Origin of the sequence: Enterobacter sp. BNK-14 (genome assembly GCF_047456095.1) — a bacterium.
Classification (GTDB): Bacteria; Pseudomonadota; Gammaproteobacteria; order Enterobacterales; family Enterobacteriaceae; genus Enterobacter; species Enterobacter kobei.
In genome coordinates, this window is sequence record NZ_CP179897.1 from 2,141,692 (window position 1) to 2,155,117 (window position 13,426).

Sequence of the window (13,426 nt, forward strand, 5' to 3'; positions counted from 1 at the left end):
TGGCCGTGCTGTGAAGCACCAGCGCCCCGCTGTGCGCACGATCTGTTTTAAGGGTGGCTCTGAGTGTGCGAAAAGGCTGAACGCGCCATAGCGCCGCTGACAGCACGTAGCGATAACCGCTTAAGAGGTAAGAAAAGAGATATCCCGCCAGGGGATGAAGGGCATAAAAAAACCCGCTTTCGCGGGTTATGTTCTGGACAGGTTTACTTGCCAATCAACGGGGAGTATTTGCCGTTCAGCGTGTCCGCTTTCGTTCCGGTGTTCCGTATGGCTCCCGCGTTGGTCGGTGCTCCCGTATTGCTGTGCGTGTGGCTTGCCGTTTGCTCTGCCAGCTCTTTCACCACCTCGAGCGTGTCGAGCATCAGCTGCGCCACATTGATTGTGCCAGAGTCAATCCACACTACCGGGGCAATAATCTGCTGTTGCACGACCGCCACGCTTTTGCGTATCTGCCCAATTTTCTCGATCGGGTCTTTACCCGTTGTGACTGTCTGGCTCCCGGCTATGTCTGTTTCATCATTGCCGCCGATACTCGCCACGCGGTTCTTCACTGCCTGGCTATAATCCCCCGTGCATACCTGCTGAATGGCTCCGGCCATCAGTGTGGACGTGCCCAGCACGGTAATTTTATCCGTGGCTTTAATCATGGTTTCCCGGCTGACCAGCTCCCGCTGTTCCGAAGCGGCCTTAACAACCCGCGCCATTGAGGTTTCACTGATCGTCTGGTCTGTCTGCCTCACCCAGTCACCCGCCAGGGTGACGCGCTGAGACACTTCCGCACGCTGCTGTTGCAGCTGCTCGCCAGGCTGGATATCCGGTAAGCTGGTTCCCTCCGGTACGGTCTGCCGCACAAAGGGTTTACCCGGCCTTCCGCCAGTAAAAGCAATTTCAACCAGCGTCCCTTCAGGTGGAAACTGGTACATCCCGGAATCGTTACCCGCCATAGGAACCGGCAGAGGCACAGCTGAGTAAGCAGGCGTGTCTTTATCCGGGTTCCAGACTGTCACGCCGCCAGTCAGCGGTCGACCAGCCCAAGACAAACACCAGCGAAACCAATACCTGCCACAGGCCGTTTGTCATCAGCGCATCCCGTTATGTTCCAGGCTGAAGTGATTACCAGCCGGACGGGATTTGAAACGCCCGCCCCACGTTCCGCCCAGCGATTCCCAGTATTCACCCAGCGGCAGATAATCAGCCGTGTCCGTTTCCAGTGGATCAGAATGGCCACCATCACGGTAACCCTCACATCATGCTACTGGCGCTGTTAGTCACGATATCGACGGCAGCAGCAAGAACCGGCGCAGACTGGAGGCGGCTTTCAACGGTGTAAGCCAGAACGGAAAGGGAATGGATGGCATCACGGGCACGATCAAGAATTTGTGTGCAGCGTGCGGCGGTCATGTGCTCAGTTGAAACGGCTTCCCCAGCGATTGCCCCCACATTGGCGGCGGCACTTAACGCGCAAAACTGCATGTTGGCTTCAATGGCGTTATTGATAGGAACGGACGGGAGGCTGTTAATCTGCCCCAGCATTCTATCCAATAGCCGCGAATCTTCGGTGTAATCGGTGATAGCCAAAAGCTCATCGCAGGTCAGGCGGTGCGGTTGAACCGGATTTAACTTATTGCGGAGGATCTGCGAACGCATACCAACGGCAGCAGCTACATCTTCCAGATTGTGCGCTAGCGCAAACGCTCAGCAAGCAGCATCAAAATGAGCATGTTTAGAAGTCTGATAGTCAAACATTGTTAGCTCCTCCCTAATCCGTAGGATGAATTACGCGTTAAGCGAAACATCGCATTCGCTTAACGCCATTACGGTTAAGGTGACCATGTTCACTTCAACCAGCCCTTTTTTCTGTGCACCTTTAGGCTTGATAGGGAGTTTTCCGTAGGAAATCAAATTCTCAGCAGTACTTCGCGACATGCCAGTACGGCGGCAATATGCATCAAGTGGAATGTATGGATCGGGGATCACGATTGTAATGTTGGGACGCATAATGCAAACTCCTCTTGCTGTGGATACGCCAATATCCACTGTTATTAACCTATACTCGTAAAAAGCTACAACAAGGAGAGTCCAGATCGCATTAAGCGACAAATAAATCGATTTATCGCATTTTGCGAAAACCTGACTAAATTATGGGCAAATTCTCTTACGGACAAATCAGCCACAGCAATGAAGTACTCGACAGAGTGATTAATGCTTATGGCTTTACGTCTAAGCTGATGCTTGCCGATCACTTTGGAATGGCATCGAGTAGCCTGGCTGGACGCTACAAACGAGGCGGCTTTCCCGCTGACATGCTAGTTAGGTATGTAGCTGAAACTGGCGCATCGTTAGAATGGCTTGCTACTGGTCAAGACAGGAAATTTGACGACGAAGAACTCGACATTATAAAAATGCCTCGTCGAAAAATCGTTGATGGCCTTCTTTACGATGCTGGCAGGTACATGTTGGATAAGGTCTCATTCCTCCCGGGAGTCCCTTTACCTAAGTCCCCAATCTGCGTCCATGAAGGTAATAGCCAATTTATCGTGGATACCTTATTTACTGAGGTTTATGACGATCAGTGGTTGGTTGAAATTGAAGGTAAAATAAGCATTCGCACACTTACCCGCATCCCAATTAAGAAAGTCAGAGTAAGTGGCGTCGGCATGGCCTTTGATTGTGCAATAGAAGATATAAAAATTCTTGGTAGGGTTGTATTAACAATAAGATAAGCATAAGGATTTGAAGATGATTGACTACAAAACAGCATCAAAAGACCAACTCAAAGCGGAGATGAAACGCTTAGCTGGCGTTGTATCTGACACGCCCTTTGGTACAAAAAAAGAATTCTTTCACCTCCCTGAAATTTTGAACTCGGGCGAACGTCCGGTGGCCATTGCCAGTGGCATGATGGACGGCAACACCTGGCTCATCACACTGACAAATAAACGCGTAATTTTCCTTGATAAGGGCATGATTTTTGGTGTTAAGCAGGTTGACATCAACCTCAACAACATTGTGAGCGTAGGCGGCAAGACGGGGCTTATGTTTGGTGAAATTATGATTTCTACTAGCGGCCAAAACTACACAATCAAAAATGTCATGAAAGGCTCAGTTATACCCTTCACAAATTTAGTGAACGAAACAAAAAACTCTCTGAACGCCCCTGCCTCGCAACAACAAGAACCGACCAAAGACACTCAATCATTCGATGATCAAATGGCGAAAATTGAACGTCTTGCAAAAATGAAAGAAGAAGGGATTCTTACAGAAGAAGAATTCCAGCAGCAGAAAAAATTCATTTTGAATGGTTAATTTATGTCTGTAAGAAAGTTAGCTAACGGCCAACGGGTTGCTGATTTTTACACTGTAGACAGAACTGATAGTAAAGACGGCAAGCGGGTTCGTAGGAAGTTTGTCACTAAAGGCGAAGCGCTGGCGTTTGAAAATTACACACTGCAAAAATTTGAGGACACGCCCTGGTTAGGCCAGGGCAAAGACAAACGTCGTCTTTCGGATATAGTCCATCTATGGTTTGAGCGCCATGGAATAACTTTGCGTGACGGCGAGAAACGTAAAAGCACCATGCTCTGGGCAGATCTGTGCATAGGGTCGCCCCTGGCTACTGAATTCTTAGCCCAGCTTTTCACCGCGTACCGGGCAAAAAGGCTCGATGGCCATTTTGCCCGTACTAAGCGCGTTACTCAGGTTTCGCCTCGCACCATGAACTTAGAGCACGCGTATTTCCTCGCGGTGTTCAATGAATTGAAACGACTTGGCGAATGGGAAGCGCCAAACCCGCCAGATAACATTCGACAGTTCAGAACAGAAGAAAGTGAGATGGCATTTCTTACTGGAGAGCAGATTGACAGTCTCTTAGAAGAAAGCCACCACAGCTCTGCTAAAGATTTGGAGATGATTGTCAGAATTTGCCTGGCTACTAGTGCTCGCTGAATGACGGGTGCCCCCTTGTTGTCCCCTGAGTTTTCCTCCTGGCATTCGCCAGGCTATATTCCTCCTCTGATTTTTTGCTGCACCCTGTGCAAGCACACACGGAATCAATCAAATGTAGTCCGTCCTGCCGCTCACCCTCACAAACCCTAAAAACTAAAGAAATCCCCCATCGCGCCGATCATCATCCGTGTGTATTATTTCCTGTAGCGTTGCCCACAACTACCCTTAACTCAAATACTTAAGCGCCAAAGCGAAAGGCATCATGAGCACACCGATCAAACGGCTAGAAATCATTAAAAATGCCATTGAACTGGAAGATGACGACATCATCCAGAGCCAGCTGACACGGCTGAAGAATGAAGCGTTTGACGATGAGCTACAGGCAATCGTCGTGGCGCTTGAGCAGAAGAACTACACCGCCGCCATCAGGGCCATTACCGCCTGGCTGCAGGGCCAGCGCGCCATCACTCCGTGGCGCGACCCGCAAGTGGCAGCCAGCAAGCTGGAGCTGAAGGCGCTGGAAGAGCGTCTGCGCGATCTCATCGATCGCCGCAACGCGCGGGTGCAGCAGCTTGATGAGTTCAACGATCTCTATTTCTCTCGTCTGGGTCCCCTGATGCAGCAAATCCTCGCTCTGCGTAAAACCCTGGCGGAGCTGAACCTGCGTCGTCAGCAGGCGGAGGCGCGTCGTCGCGAGGAAGATTACCGTCGCTGCCAGCGCTATATGGCGCAGGCGGTAGAGGTGCTGGCGACGCTCACCCAGCGCTGGCGCGATCTGCCAGCCGACTCCGTGCAGGCGGCTGAAGCGCGCAAGCATCTGGAGCAGCAAAGTAATTTGATTGCTAATTTGCTGGCCGAGGCGCTGGAGCTGGAGAGCGGCTTAACGCGCGAAGAGGAGCCTGCTCGCCAGGCGCGTGACGAAGCCAACGAAGAGTACGAGAAGTATCGCGAGCAACATCACGATGTCGAAATGCGGCTGCGCAAAGGGAAGCTCCTCTCTGAAGAAGATCAGAACGAACTCAAGCGTCTCTGGCGGCAGGCGAGCAAACTCTGTCATCCGGACCTGGTGGCGGACGACCTGAAAGAGGAAGCCAACGCGATGATGGTGCAGCTCAACCAGGCCAAACAGCGTGGCGACGTCAAGGCTATTCGCTCGCTGGTCGCCCGCCTGCAGCAGGGCTTCGAGCCGCTGATGGCCAGCGACAGGCTGAACGATCTGGAACGTATCCGCAAAAAAATGGCGCAGGTACGCGAGCAAATCGACACCTTAGTGAACGAGCTGGCGGAGCTGGAGAAAGAAGAGTCCTGGCTGCTGGTGTCGTCGCTGAGCAATATGGAGGCGTACTTTGCTCAGCAGGAGAAAGCCCTGCACGAGGTTCGCGCCTCGCTCGAACACCAGGTGAACGAAGCGCAGATGGATTCAGCAGCCTGATTATTTAGCGTGCCAGTAGGCGCTGGCACGCACCAACTGTTGATCAATCGCGTCAGTGTCAAACTGACGGCTCAGGCTTTTTACTACCTTTCCTTCCCCGGTCAGCCAGATAAAGTACTCTTCCGCCGGAACGGTCAACGCCGCCAGACGATCCGCCACCGCCTGCTCGCTGTGGCCCACTACCCAGGTGATGTCGACGTCGCTCAGGTGCGCCAGATAGTCCTTATATGCGTCGTTCCCGACCGTTACTACCGCGTGAATTTCTGGGCGAACCGGCAGTTTAGCAAGACTCTCTAAACGTCGACGTAGCGCAGGCATACCGGATTCATCACACACGTACAGTTGCCAGGCGTAATCTTCCGGCACCACCAGCGAACCGCGCGGCCCACCAATGGTCAACGTGTCCCCCGCTTTCGCCTCAACCGCCCAGTTGCTGGCAATGCCGCCGTCATGAATGAAGAAATCGAGCACCAGTTCATGGCGAGACTCATCATACAGCGGCGTATAGTCGCGCGTCTGCGGACGCACGCCGTCGCCCCAGTCGATGCCTTCATCAGTCACCACGGGCGGCACAAACACCGCCCCCGGTGCCGGGAAAAAGACTTTGGTGTGGTCGTCGAAGCCGCGGGAGCTAAACCCCTCCAGCGCCTCGCCACCTAATACAACGCGCTGGAAACCCGCGCTCACGCGTTCCACGCGGAGCACCGTCAGCTCGCGAAAACGCAGGTCATTACGAACACGCTGTGGGTAACGGGTAGATGCCATTTTTAGCCCCTTCTCTGATGAATACGATATATCTAAATTAATTTTTAAATGATAATGATTACTAATCATTAAAAAAGCAAGATCTTTTAGATTGCATCTGAATATATCTTAGATATAGTTTAGATATATCAAATTGAAGGAATTACTATGCGACACGAACATGATGGCGGCGGACGCCGACCGCGCTTTTTCGGCCACGGCGATCTGCGGCTGGTGATTCTGGATATCCTGACCCGCAATGCGAGCCACGGCTATGAGCTGATCAAAGAGATTGAGAACCTGACCCAGGGTAATTACACCCCGAGCCCTGGGGTGATCTACCCGACGCTGGATTATCTGCAGGATCAGACCTTTATCACCATTACGGAAGAAGAGAACGGCAGAAAGCGAATTGCGATTACCGTGACGGGCCAGCAGTGGCTGGATGAGAACCAGGAACAGCTTGAGCACATACAGGCACGCATCAAAGCGCGTTCTGTCGGCTTCCAGCTGCGCAAAAACCCGCAGATGAAGCGGGCGCTGGATAACTTTAAAGCGGTGTTAGACCTGAAGGTGAATCAGGGAGAGCTCAGCGACGCGCAGCTTAAGCAGATTATCGGCGTCATTGACCGCGCGGCGCTCGAGATCTCCCAGCTGGATTAAGCCGGAGCGTGTTCGCTCACGCGGAAGACGCGTACCAGCTCTTTCAGCTGCATCGCCTGTTCGTTAAGCGATGCCGCCGCGGCGACGGACTCCTCCACCAGCGCGGAGTTCTGCTGAGTGGTGGCATCAATCAGGCCAATCGCGCTGTTAATCTGCGAGATCCCTTCCGTCTGCTCATGGCTGGCCTGGCGGATCTCACGCAGGATGACGTCCATCTCTTCCACGTTGCCCACCATCCCGTTGATCAGCGCGCTCGCTTTTTCCACCAGGTTCATGCCGTCCTGGGTCTGACTGGTGGAGCTCTCAATAAGCTCACGGATTTCGCTGGCCGACGACGCGCTCTTCTGGGCAAGCTGGCGCACCTCACCGGCCACCACCGCAAAGCCACGACCGTGCTCACCGGCGCGCGCTGCTTCCACGGCCGCGTTCAGCGCCAGAATGTTGGTCTGGAAAGCAATGGCGTCGATCAGGTCGATAATGTCGGACATCCGGTTCGACGTCTCGTTAATCAGGCGCATTTTGCTGGTCACCTGCTTCATCATCTCACCGTTGTTTTTGACCACCGTGGCAGCATCTGCCGAGAGGTTGGTCGCTTCGCCAGTGTGCGAGGCGGTGTTTTTCACCGTCGCGGTGATCTGCTCCATCGAGGCTGCTGTCTGTTCAACGGAACTTGCCTGCTCTTCCGTGCGCGCGGCGAGATCCTGGTTACCCGCAACGATCTGCGCGGCTGCGCTGGAGATATTCTCCGAGCCGGTTTGCACCTGCTGCACAATGTCCAGCAGACGGTTTTTCATCTCCATCAACGCATGCAGCAGTAAGCCCGTTTCGTCTTTGCCGTGCGGCGTGATGCTGCCCGTCAGATCGCCCTCTGAAATGGCCTTCGCAAAATTCACCGCCTCGCCGAGCGGACGGGTGATAGCGCGAACGATAAACCAGCCGATCAGGCTGCCTGCCGCGACGCTAAAGAGGGTGATGAGGATCAGCAGCAGTCGGTTAGACCTGAAATCCCCTTCTACCTGCGCGCCTGCAGTTTGCATCTCGCTGTTTTGAATGGCAATCAGCTCCTTCACTTTCGCTTTATAAGCCTGCTGCACGGCAAGGGTGGTGGTCATCATCTCTTGAATGGCACCCGCACGATTGTTGTTCTGCACCGCCTGCAGGATGCGATAGCGCGAGTCCAGATACTGCTGGCGCACGCTACGGATATCCGCCAGCACCTGCTGAGACTTTTCATCCTGCAACGCGTTGTTCAGCTCGCCCAGGATCACCGTGATGTGCTCGCTGATCTCTTTCAGGTGCTGCTGAGATTGCCCCGTGTAAGTTCCCTGCTCGTCCAGCAGCATCAGCTGTTGAGTGCTAATAAATTCCTGGAAGTTATCGATTAACTGGTTCGCTTTTACCGTGGTCGGATAATCACGGGTAATAATGGATTGCATCCCATTATTTGCCCGGTTCAGACTCAGCAGAGACAGGCTCGCGCTGATTGCCATCAGGACAATAAAGAACCCAAACGCCAGAAATAATTTCGTGCCGATCTTTACGTCATGTAAGAACATATTTACTCCATCGATGTGATTATTTCTCAGACGATCGCTGTTATCGGTAACGAATTCGCTAACTTTATGACTTTGATCGTTTTTTTATTTCATAACCATCATAATGGATAGGCAGAGGCTATTAATTTCGTCTCATCGATCGTTACCAGACGACCAGAAGCGTGTTTTGCAAAACAGCATCATGGAAAACTGACTTAGGCAGGAATAAATAACTGAGGCACTTTTTTTAGTTATTTAATATTATATTAACAATAAAGCACATTAATAGTCACAAGCAGTCATAAAAAAGCCGTTTATTCCTTACGGAATAAACGGCTTTTCCGGAACTTTACTGACTCAATGGAGCACGGTTACCGCATCCTTCAGACGCCCGGCACGGTGTTTCACCATGGCAGAAATGTGTGCGCTCTCCTCGACCAGGTCGGCATTTTTCTGCGTGATGCTGTCCAGCTCGGCCACCGCACGGGTTAATTCTGAGAGCCCGGTGGCCTGCTCGGAGGTGGAGTGACTGATCTGAGCGATAAGCTGCGTCACGTTTTTCACCTGCTCGACAATGTCATCCATCGTGCGGCCAGCGGCGTGCACCTGCTCGGCGCCGGACTGCACTTTGCTGGCGCTGGCATCAATGAGTTTACGAATATCGTTAGCCGCACTGGCGCTGCGGCTGGCGAGATGGCGGACTTCGCCCGCGACCACGGCAAACCCTTTCCCCTGCTCACCCGCCCGTGCCGCTTCAACTGCCGCATTGAGCGCCAGGATATTGGTCTGGAAAGCGATGTCGTTTATCAGAGAGGTAATCGAGCCAATTCGCTGCGTGCTGTCGGCGATGTCATCCATGGTTTTGACCACGGTCTGCATCGCATTGCCGCCCTTCGTCGCCGCACTGCTCGCGGCAACGGAGAGTTTATCCACCTCGGCGGCAGTTTCAGAGTTGCTCTGCACGGACGCGGCCATCTGGTTCATCGTTGCGACGGTCTGCTGCACATTCGCTACCGTCTGACGCGTACGATCGTTCAGATCTTCATTACCCCGGGCCAGCCTGTCGCTGCCGTCACGCACGCTCACCACCTGGCTCGAGACGTCGTTGATCAACCAGCGGCACATCAGCCCAAGCTGGCCTATCGCGCGCAGGGTCAGTCCCAGCTCGTCACTGCGGTTCAAATGCTGCACGCTGTTGCGCTCCCCGGTAGCCACCCTCAGGGCCTGTCGCGCCACGTTTTCGACCGGACGCACAATCTGTTGCTCAAACAGCAGCGTCCCCAGCAGCATGACCACCGCAGCCGCAACGAGCGGCATCCACCCTGCGGAGGTGGCGATCAGCGTGGCGGCGAGGACGGCAAAAAGCACCGCCATTACGCTACGCACCCGCCAGCGCAGCGGCATGGCCGGCAGTTTACCCAGCCAGCCCTTTCCCACCACCAGTCCTTTATGAATACGTTTCTTACAGCTGCCGTCATTCAGCGCGCGGTAGAGCGGCTCCACGGTGGCTATCTCTTCCGCCGTGGCTTTGGTGCGGATCGACATATAGCCCGTCACCTTCCCGTGACGCACCATTGGCACCGCATTCGCGCGCACCCAGTAGTGGTCACCGTTTTTGCGCCGATTTTTGACAATCCCGCTCCACGGTTCCCCCTGTTGCAGGGTGTACCACATATCGGCAAAGGCGGCTTTTGGCATATCAGGGTGGCGCACCATATTGTGCGGCTGACCCGTCAGCTCATCAAGCGGGTAACCGCTCACCTGCACGAACGTGTCGTTGGCGTGGGTAATGTAGCTGTGGATGTCTGTGGTAGACATCAAGGTGGTGTCATCGTCCAGAGGATATTCATTCTGGGTGACATAGGTTGGAGAGGACATTGTGAGCATCCCTTGCAGGTTATTTGAATGTTAAATTTGTGGGTAATTGTTTTTTCGGCGGTAACCAATTTATCTTTAGTTGTTAAACTTGATGGAGATCGCAGATTTCACTTAAACCGCACTTTTTGTAAGAATTTATAATTCATTGATTTGAAATACTTTCTCTTGGAAATCACCTGCAAAGCATGACCTGTTAACGCCCGCTTAAGTGGCATGCATTGCACTCCTTTCGTGCAATTGCGCTTTTATGCCCCGTCCTGCACGTGCTGTGCCTTATCGCTAAATCCCGTTTCGGTTGTATCGGCATGATTAAATATTGTGCAACATTATTTTAACCTGGCGTTTATCCCGATTTTCGTTAAGTCCTCTGAAGTGGCGTAATCCCTGCAATACTTAAACCAGTATCATGTGATACGCGATCCCCGGGAGCATATTTTGAACAGGTTACCTTCCAGCGCCTCGGCTCTTGCCTGTACCGCGCACGCATTGAATCTCATAGAGAAGCAAACGCTTGATCATGAGGAGATGAAACAACTTAACCGAGAGGTCATCGATTACTTTAAAGAGCACGTCAATCCAGGATTTCTGGAGTATCGCAAATCTGTTACCGCCGGCGGGGATTACGGAGCCGTAGAGTGGCAAGCGGGAAGTCTGAACACGCTTGTCGACACCCAGGGACAGGAGTTTATCGATTGCCTTGGTGGTTTTGGTATCTTCAACGTGGGGCACCGTAATCCAGTTGTGGTTTCCGCCGTACAGAATCAACTTGCGAAACAACCTCTCCATAGCCAGGAACTGCTCGACCCGCTTCGCGCCATGCTCGCGAAAACGCTGGCGGCCTTAACGCCCGGCAAACTGAAATACAGCTTCTTTAGTAACAGCGGCACGGAATCGGTCGAAGCGGCGATTAAACTCGCCAAAGCGTACCAGTCGCCGCGTGGGAAATTCACCTTCATTGCCACCAGCGGCGCGTTCCACGGTAAATCCCTGGGCGCACTGTCGGCGACCGCTAAATCCACCTTCCGCAAGCCGTTTATGCCGCTGCTGCCGGGCTTCCGCCACGTGCCGTTCGGCGACATTAACGCCATGCGCACCGCGCTGAGTGAATGCCGTAAAACCGGCGATGACGTGGCGGCGGTGATCCTGGAGCCGATTCAGGGCGAAGGCGGCGTGATCCTGCCTCCGCAGGGCTATTTGCCTGCCGTGCGTCAGCTGTGCGATGAGTTTGGCGCCCTGCTGATCCTCGACGAAGTCCAGACCGGGATGGGACGCACCGGCAAGATGTTTGCCTGCGAGCACGAGAACGTTCAGCCAGACATTCTGTGTCTGGCGAAAGCGCTCGGCGGCGGCGTGATGCCGATTGGTGCTACGGTAGCCACCGAGGAGGTATTCTCGGTGCTGTTCGACAACCCGTTCCTGCATACCACGACCTTTGGCGGTAACCCGCTGGCCTGTGCGGCCGCGCTGGCGACCATCAACGTGCTGCTGGAACAAAACCTGCCTGCGCAGGCGGAGCAGAAAGGCGACATGCTGCTGGATGGCTTCCGCCAGCTGGGCCGGGAATATCCGGATCTGGTGCAGGATGCACGCGGCAGAGGGTTATTGATGGCGATTGAGTTTGTCGACAACGAAATCGGCTATAGCTTCGCGAGCGAGATGTTCCGCCAGCGGGTACTGGTGGCCGGAACGCTCAACAACTCGAAAACCATCCGTATTGAACCGCCGCTGACGCTGACGATTGAGCAGTGCGAGCAGGTGCTGAAAGCGGCACGTAAAGCGCTGGCAGCACTGCGTGTGAGCGTGGAAGAGGCGTAAAAAGCGCCGGGTGACGCTACGCTTACCCGGCCTAAGCAAGCCCGGTAAGCGTTAGCGCCACCGGGCAGTTTTTTACCGGTGAAACTCCGCCACCGTCATGGTGAAGCGAAGCACGGTATCGCCTTCGTTCCCATAGCCGTGCGCCATTTCTGTTTTGGCGACCGCCGACGCGCCAGCCTCAACCTGCGTCACCGTCTCGCCCACCGTCAGCGACAATACCCCCTCGTTCACGTGTAGCAGTTCACATGTGCCTGCCGGGTGCCCCGGTGAAGAGAAGTGTTCCCCCGGCTGCATCTCCCACTGCCACAGTTCAATCATGTCCGGGCCAGCGGTACCCGCCAGTAATCTGGCAGAACCGCCCTTTGCGCCCTGCCACAGAACCGGGATGGCCTGTTTTTCAATAACATGCACGACCGGTTCGCTGGAGACGTTAACAATATCCGCCACGGAAACGCCCAGCGCGGCAGCCAGTTTGCACAGGATAGCGATACTGGGATTGGCGGCCCCCTTTTCGATCTCCACCAGCATGCCTTTGCTGACGCTGGCGCGGCGGGATAGCTCATCCAGCGACAATTTTTTATCTTTACGCCAACTGCGGATGCGGTTCGCCACGGCCAGGCTTACCTGGGCAACATCGGCCCCCTGCTCAGTCATTATATTGACTTTATCAGTCATTGGTCACTACCATGGTATAAAACAGTCAATACAGGATTATTTATGTCTCTCGTTACGCCGTCAATAGACCCGCGTCTTGCCGGGATTGCCCCGGGCTTTCGGGCGCTGAGCATTCTGGTTGAAGCCGCACAGATTACCCATCCAGAAGTTGCCCCCGCCGCGCTGACGCAGGCTTGCCAGCAGGTGTTGAATGATGATGTGCAGTGGGCAGAAGCGCATCTCGCCGCCTGGGATGAGGTATTTAAAAACTTTGGCGCGAAGCCAAAACGTACCCCCTGCTCGGCCTCCGCACTGCGAAAGCGGGTGCTTAAAGACGGTTCGCTACCTTCACTCGACCCGGTGGTGGACATCTATAATGCGGTCAGTATTCGCTACGCCATTCCGGTAGGGGGCGAGAATCTCGCGGCCTATTCCGGTGCGCCGCGCCTGACGCTGGCCGAGGGCAATGAACCCTTTGACACTCTGAAAGAGGGCCAGCCGGTGGTGGAATACCCGGATGCTGGCGAGGTCATCTGGCGCGACGATATGGGCGTCACCTGTCGTCGCTGGAACTGGCGACAAGGGATACGCACCCGTCTTGATAGCCAGGCGCAGACCATGTGGTTTATTCTCGAAAGTCTGCCAACGATGCCGTCAGGTGCGCTCGAAGAAGCGGGCGAGGAGCTGGTCAGCAATCTGCAACGATTAATGCCAGGCGCAACGGCTCAGGTTCAACTGCTGGAACTGTAAGAGGACAACA

The 13,426-nt window shown here is 54.1% G+C and carries 11 protein-coding genes and 4 pseudogenes; 7 read left to right on the forward strand and 8 right to left on the reverse strand.

Annotated features, from left to right (window positions below; genetic code table 11):
- Positions 1–203: 203 nt before the first annotated feature.
- The 4 genes and pseudogenes from ACMGGM_RS10195 to ACMGGM_RS10210 all read right to left on the reverse strand — a co-directional run.
- A pseudogene (locus tag ACMGGM_RS10195) lies at positions 204–995 on the reverse strand (hypothetical protein); the annotation flags it as partial.
- A gap of 84 nt (positions 996–1,079) precedes the next feature.
- Positions 1,080–1,205: pseudogene (locus ACMGGM_RS10200) on the reverse strand (M15 family peptidase); the annotation flags it as partial.
- Between the two features lie 37 nt (positions 1,206–1,242).
- Positions 1,243–1,746, reverse strand: a pseudogene (locus ACMGGM_RS10205) (phage regulatory CII family protein).
- A 30-nt stretch (positions 1,747–1,776) separates the two neighbouring features.
- Positions 1,777–1,998 carry a hypothetical protein gene (locus tag ACMGGM_RS10210; RefSeq protein WP_014885294.1) on the reverse strand — a complete coding sequence of 74 codons (222 nt, stop codon included), beginning with the start codon at positions 1,996–1,998 and terminating at the stop codon, positions 1,777–1,779.
- 143 nt (positions 1,999–2,141) lie between these two features.
- Here ACMGGM_RS10210 and ACMGGM_RS10215 point away from each other — a divergent pair, with 143 nt between their 5' ends.
- The 4 genes and pseudogenes from ACMGGM_RS10215 (at position 2,142) to ACMGGM_RS10230 (ending at position 5,377) form a co-directional block, all read left to right on the forward strand.
- Complete coding sequence (locus ACMGGM_RS10215) at positions 2,142–2,723, forward strand: phage repressor protein CI (RefSeq protein WP_045134847.1); 582 nt, start codon at positions 2,142–2,144, stop codon at positions 2,721–2,723.
- A 16-nt stretch (positions 2,724–2,739) separates the two neighbouring features.
- Complete coding sequence (locus ACMGGM_RS10220) at positions 2,740–3,306, forward strand: PH domain-containing protein (protein ID WP_014885296.1); 567 nt, start codon at positions 2,740–2,742, stop codon at positions 3,304–3,306.
- Positions 3,307–3,309: 3 nt separating this feature from the next.
- Positions 3,310–3,942: pseudogene (locus tag ACMGGM_RS10225) on the forward strand (site-specific integrase); the annotation flags it as partial.
- 265 nt (positions 3,943–4,207) lie between these two features.
- Complete coding sequence (locus ACMGGM_RS10230) at positions 4,208–5,377, forward strand: DNA repair ATPase (RefSeq protein ID WP_014885298.1); 1,170 nt, start codon at positions 4,208–4,210, stop codon at positions 5,375–5,377.
- Here ACMGGM_RS10230 and ACMGGM_RS10235 read toward each other — a convergent pair whose 3' ends face one another.
- Positions 5,378–6,142: a siderophore-interacting protein gene (locus tag ACMGGM_RS10235; RefSeq protein WP_023331344.1), complete on the reverse strand. Its 765-nt coding sequence runs from the start codon at positions 6,140–6,142 to the stop codon at positions 5,378–5,380.
- Positions 6,143–6,289: 147 nt separating this feature from the next.
- On the opposite strand from ACMGGM_RS10235, the gene ACMGGM_RS10240 reads away from it, so the two are divergent.
- Complete coding sequence (locus tag ACMGGM_RS10240) at positions 6,290–6,784, forward strand: PadR family transcriptional regulator (protein WP_014885300.1); 495 nt, start codon at positions 6,290–6,292, stop codon at positions 6,782–6,784.
- On the opposite strand, the gene ACMGGM_RS10245 is transcribed toward ACMGGM_RS10240, so the two are convergent.
- Together ACMGGM_RS10245 and ACMGGM_RS10250 are read right to left on the reverse strand one after the other, a co-directional pair.
- Positions 6,781–8,340 (reverse strand): methyl-accepting chemotaxis protein, encoded by a 1,560-nt coding sequence (locus tag ACMGGM_RS10245; RefSeq protein WP_045134804.1) that lies wholly within the window; start codon positions 8,338–8,340, stop codon positions 6,781–6,783. The genes ACMGGM_RS10240 and ACMGGM_RS10245 overlap by 4 nt on opposite strands.
- Positions 8,341–8,676: 336 nt before the next feature.
- Entirely contained in the window at positions 8,677–10,197 is a 1,521-nt protein-coding gene (locus ACMGGM_RS10250; RefSeq protein ID WP_045134803.1) for a PAS domain-containing methyl-accepting chemotaxis protein, read from the reverse strand.
- Between the two features lie 435 nt (positions 10,198–10,632).
- Between ACMGGM_RS10250 and ygjG the strand changes: the two genes are divergently transcribed.
- Positions 10,633–12,012 carry a putrescine aminotransferase gene (ygjG, locus tag ACMGGM_RS10255; protein WP_023337828.1) on the forward strand — a complete coding sequence of 460 codons (1,380 nt, stop codon included), beginning with the start codon at positions 10,633–10,635 and terminating at the stop codon, positions 12,010–12,012.
- 72 nt (positions 12,013–12,084) lie between these two features.
- On the opposite strand, the gene ACMGGM_RS10260 is transcribed toward ygjG, so the two are convergent.
- The gene (locus ACMGGM_RS10260) at positions 12,085–12,687 is read right to left on the reverse strand and encodes a helix-turn-helix domain-containing protein (RefSeq protein WP_045134802.1); all 603 of its coding nucleotides are present in this window, start codon (positions 12,685–12,687) and stop codon (positions 12,085–12,087) included.
- A gap of 42 nt (positions 12,688–12,729) precedes the next feature.
- Between ACMGGM_RS10260 and ACMGGM_RS10265 the strand changes: the two genes are divergently transcribed.
- Positions 12,730–13,416 (forward strand): B3/4 domain-containing protein, encoded by a 687-nt coding sequence (locus ACMGGM_RS10265; RefSeq protein WP_045134801.1) that lies wholly within the window; start codon positions 12,730–12,732, stop codon positions 13,414–13,416.
- Positions 13,417–13,426 lie beyond the last annotated feature (10 nt).

What these genes read in the sequence shown, in the direction of transcription:
- ACMGGM_RS10210 (WP_014885294.1), bottom strand. Translation starts at nt 1,998, where the DNA reads ATGCGTCCCAACATTACAATCGTGATCCCCGATCCATACATTCCACTT.
- ACMGGM_RS10215 (WP_045134847.1), top strand. Translation starts at nt 2,142, where the DNA reads ATGGGCAAATTCTCTTACGGACAAATCAGCCACAGCAATGAAGTACTC.
- ACMGGM_RS10220 (WP_014885296.1), top strand. Translation starts at nt 2,740, where the DNA reads ATGATTGACTACAAAACAGCATCAAAAGACCAACTCAAAGCGGAGATG.
- ACMGGM_RS10230 (WP_014885298.1), top strand. Translation starts at nt 4,208, where the DNA reads ATGAGCACACCGATCAAACGGCTAGAAATCATTAAAAATGCCATTGAA.
- ACMGGM_RS10235 (WP_023331344.1), bottom strand. Translation starts at nt 6,142, where the DNA reads ATGGCATCTACCCGTTACCCACAGCGTGTTCGTAATGACCTGCGTTTT.
- ACMGGM_RS10240 (WP_014885300.1), top strand. Translation starts at nt 6,290, where the DNA reads ATGCGACACGAACATGATGGCGGCGGACGCCGACCGCGCTTTTTCGGC.
- ACMGGM_RS10245 (WP_045134804.1), bottom strand. Translation starts at nt 8,340, where the DNA reads ATGTTCTTACATGACGTAAAGATCGGCACGAAATTATTTCTGGCGTTT.
- ACMGGM_RS10250 (WP_045134803.1), bottom strand. Translation starts at nt 10,197, where the DNA reads ATGTCCTCTCCAACCTATGTCACCCAGAATGAATATCCTCTGGACGAT.
- ACMGGM_RS10260 (WP_045134802.1), bottom strand. Translation starts at nt 12,687, where the DNA reads ATGACTGATAAAGTCAATATAATGACTGAGCAGGGGGCCGATGTTGCC.
- ACMGGM_RS10265 (WP_045134801.1), top strand. Translation starts at nt 12,730, where the DNA reads ATGTCTCTCGTTACGCCGTCAATAGACCCGCGTCTTGCCGGGATTGCC.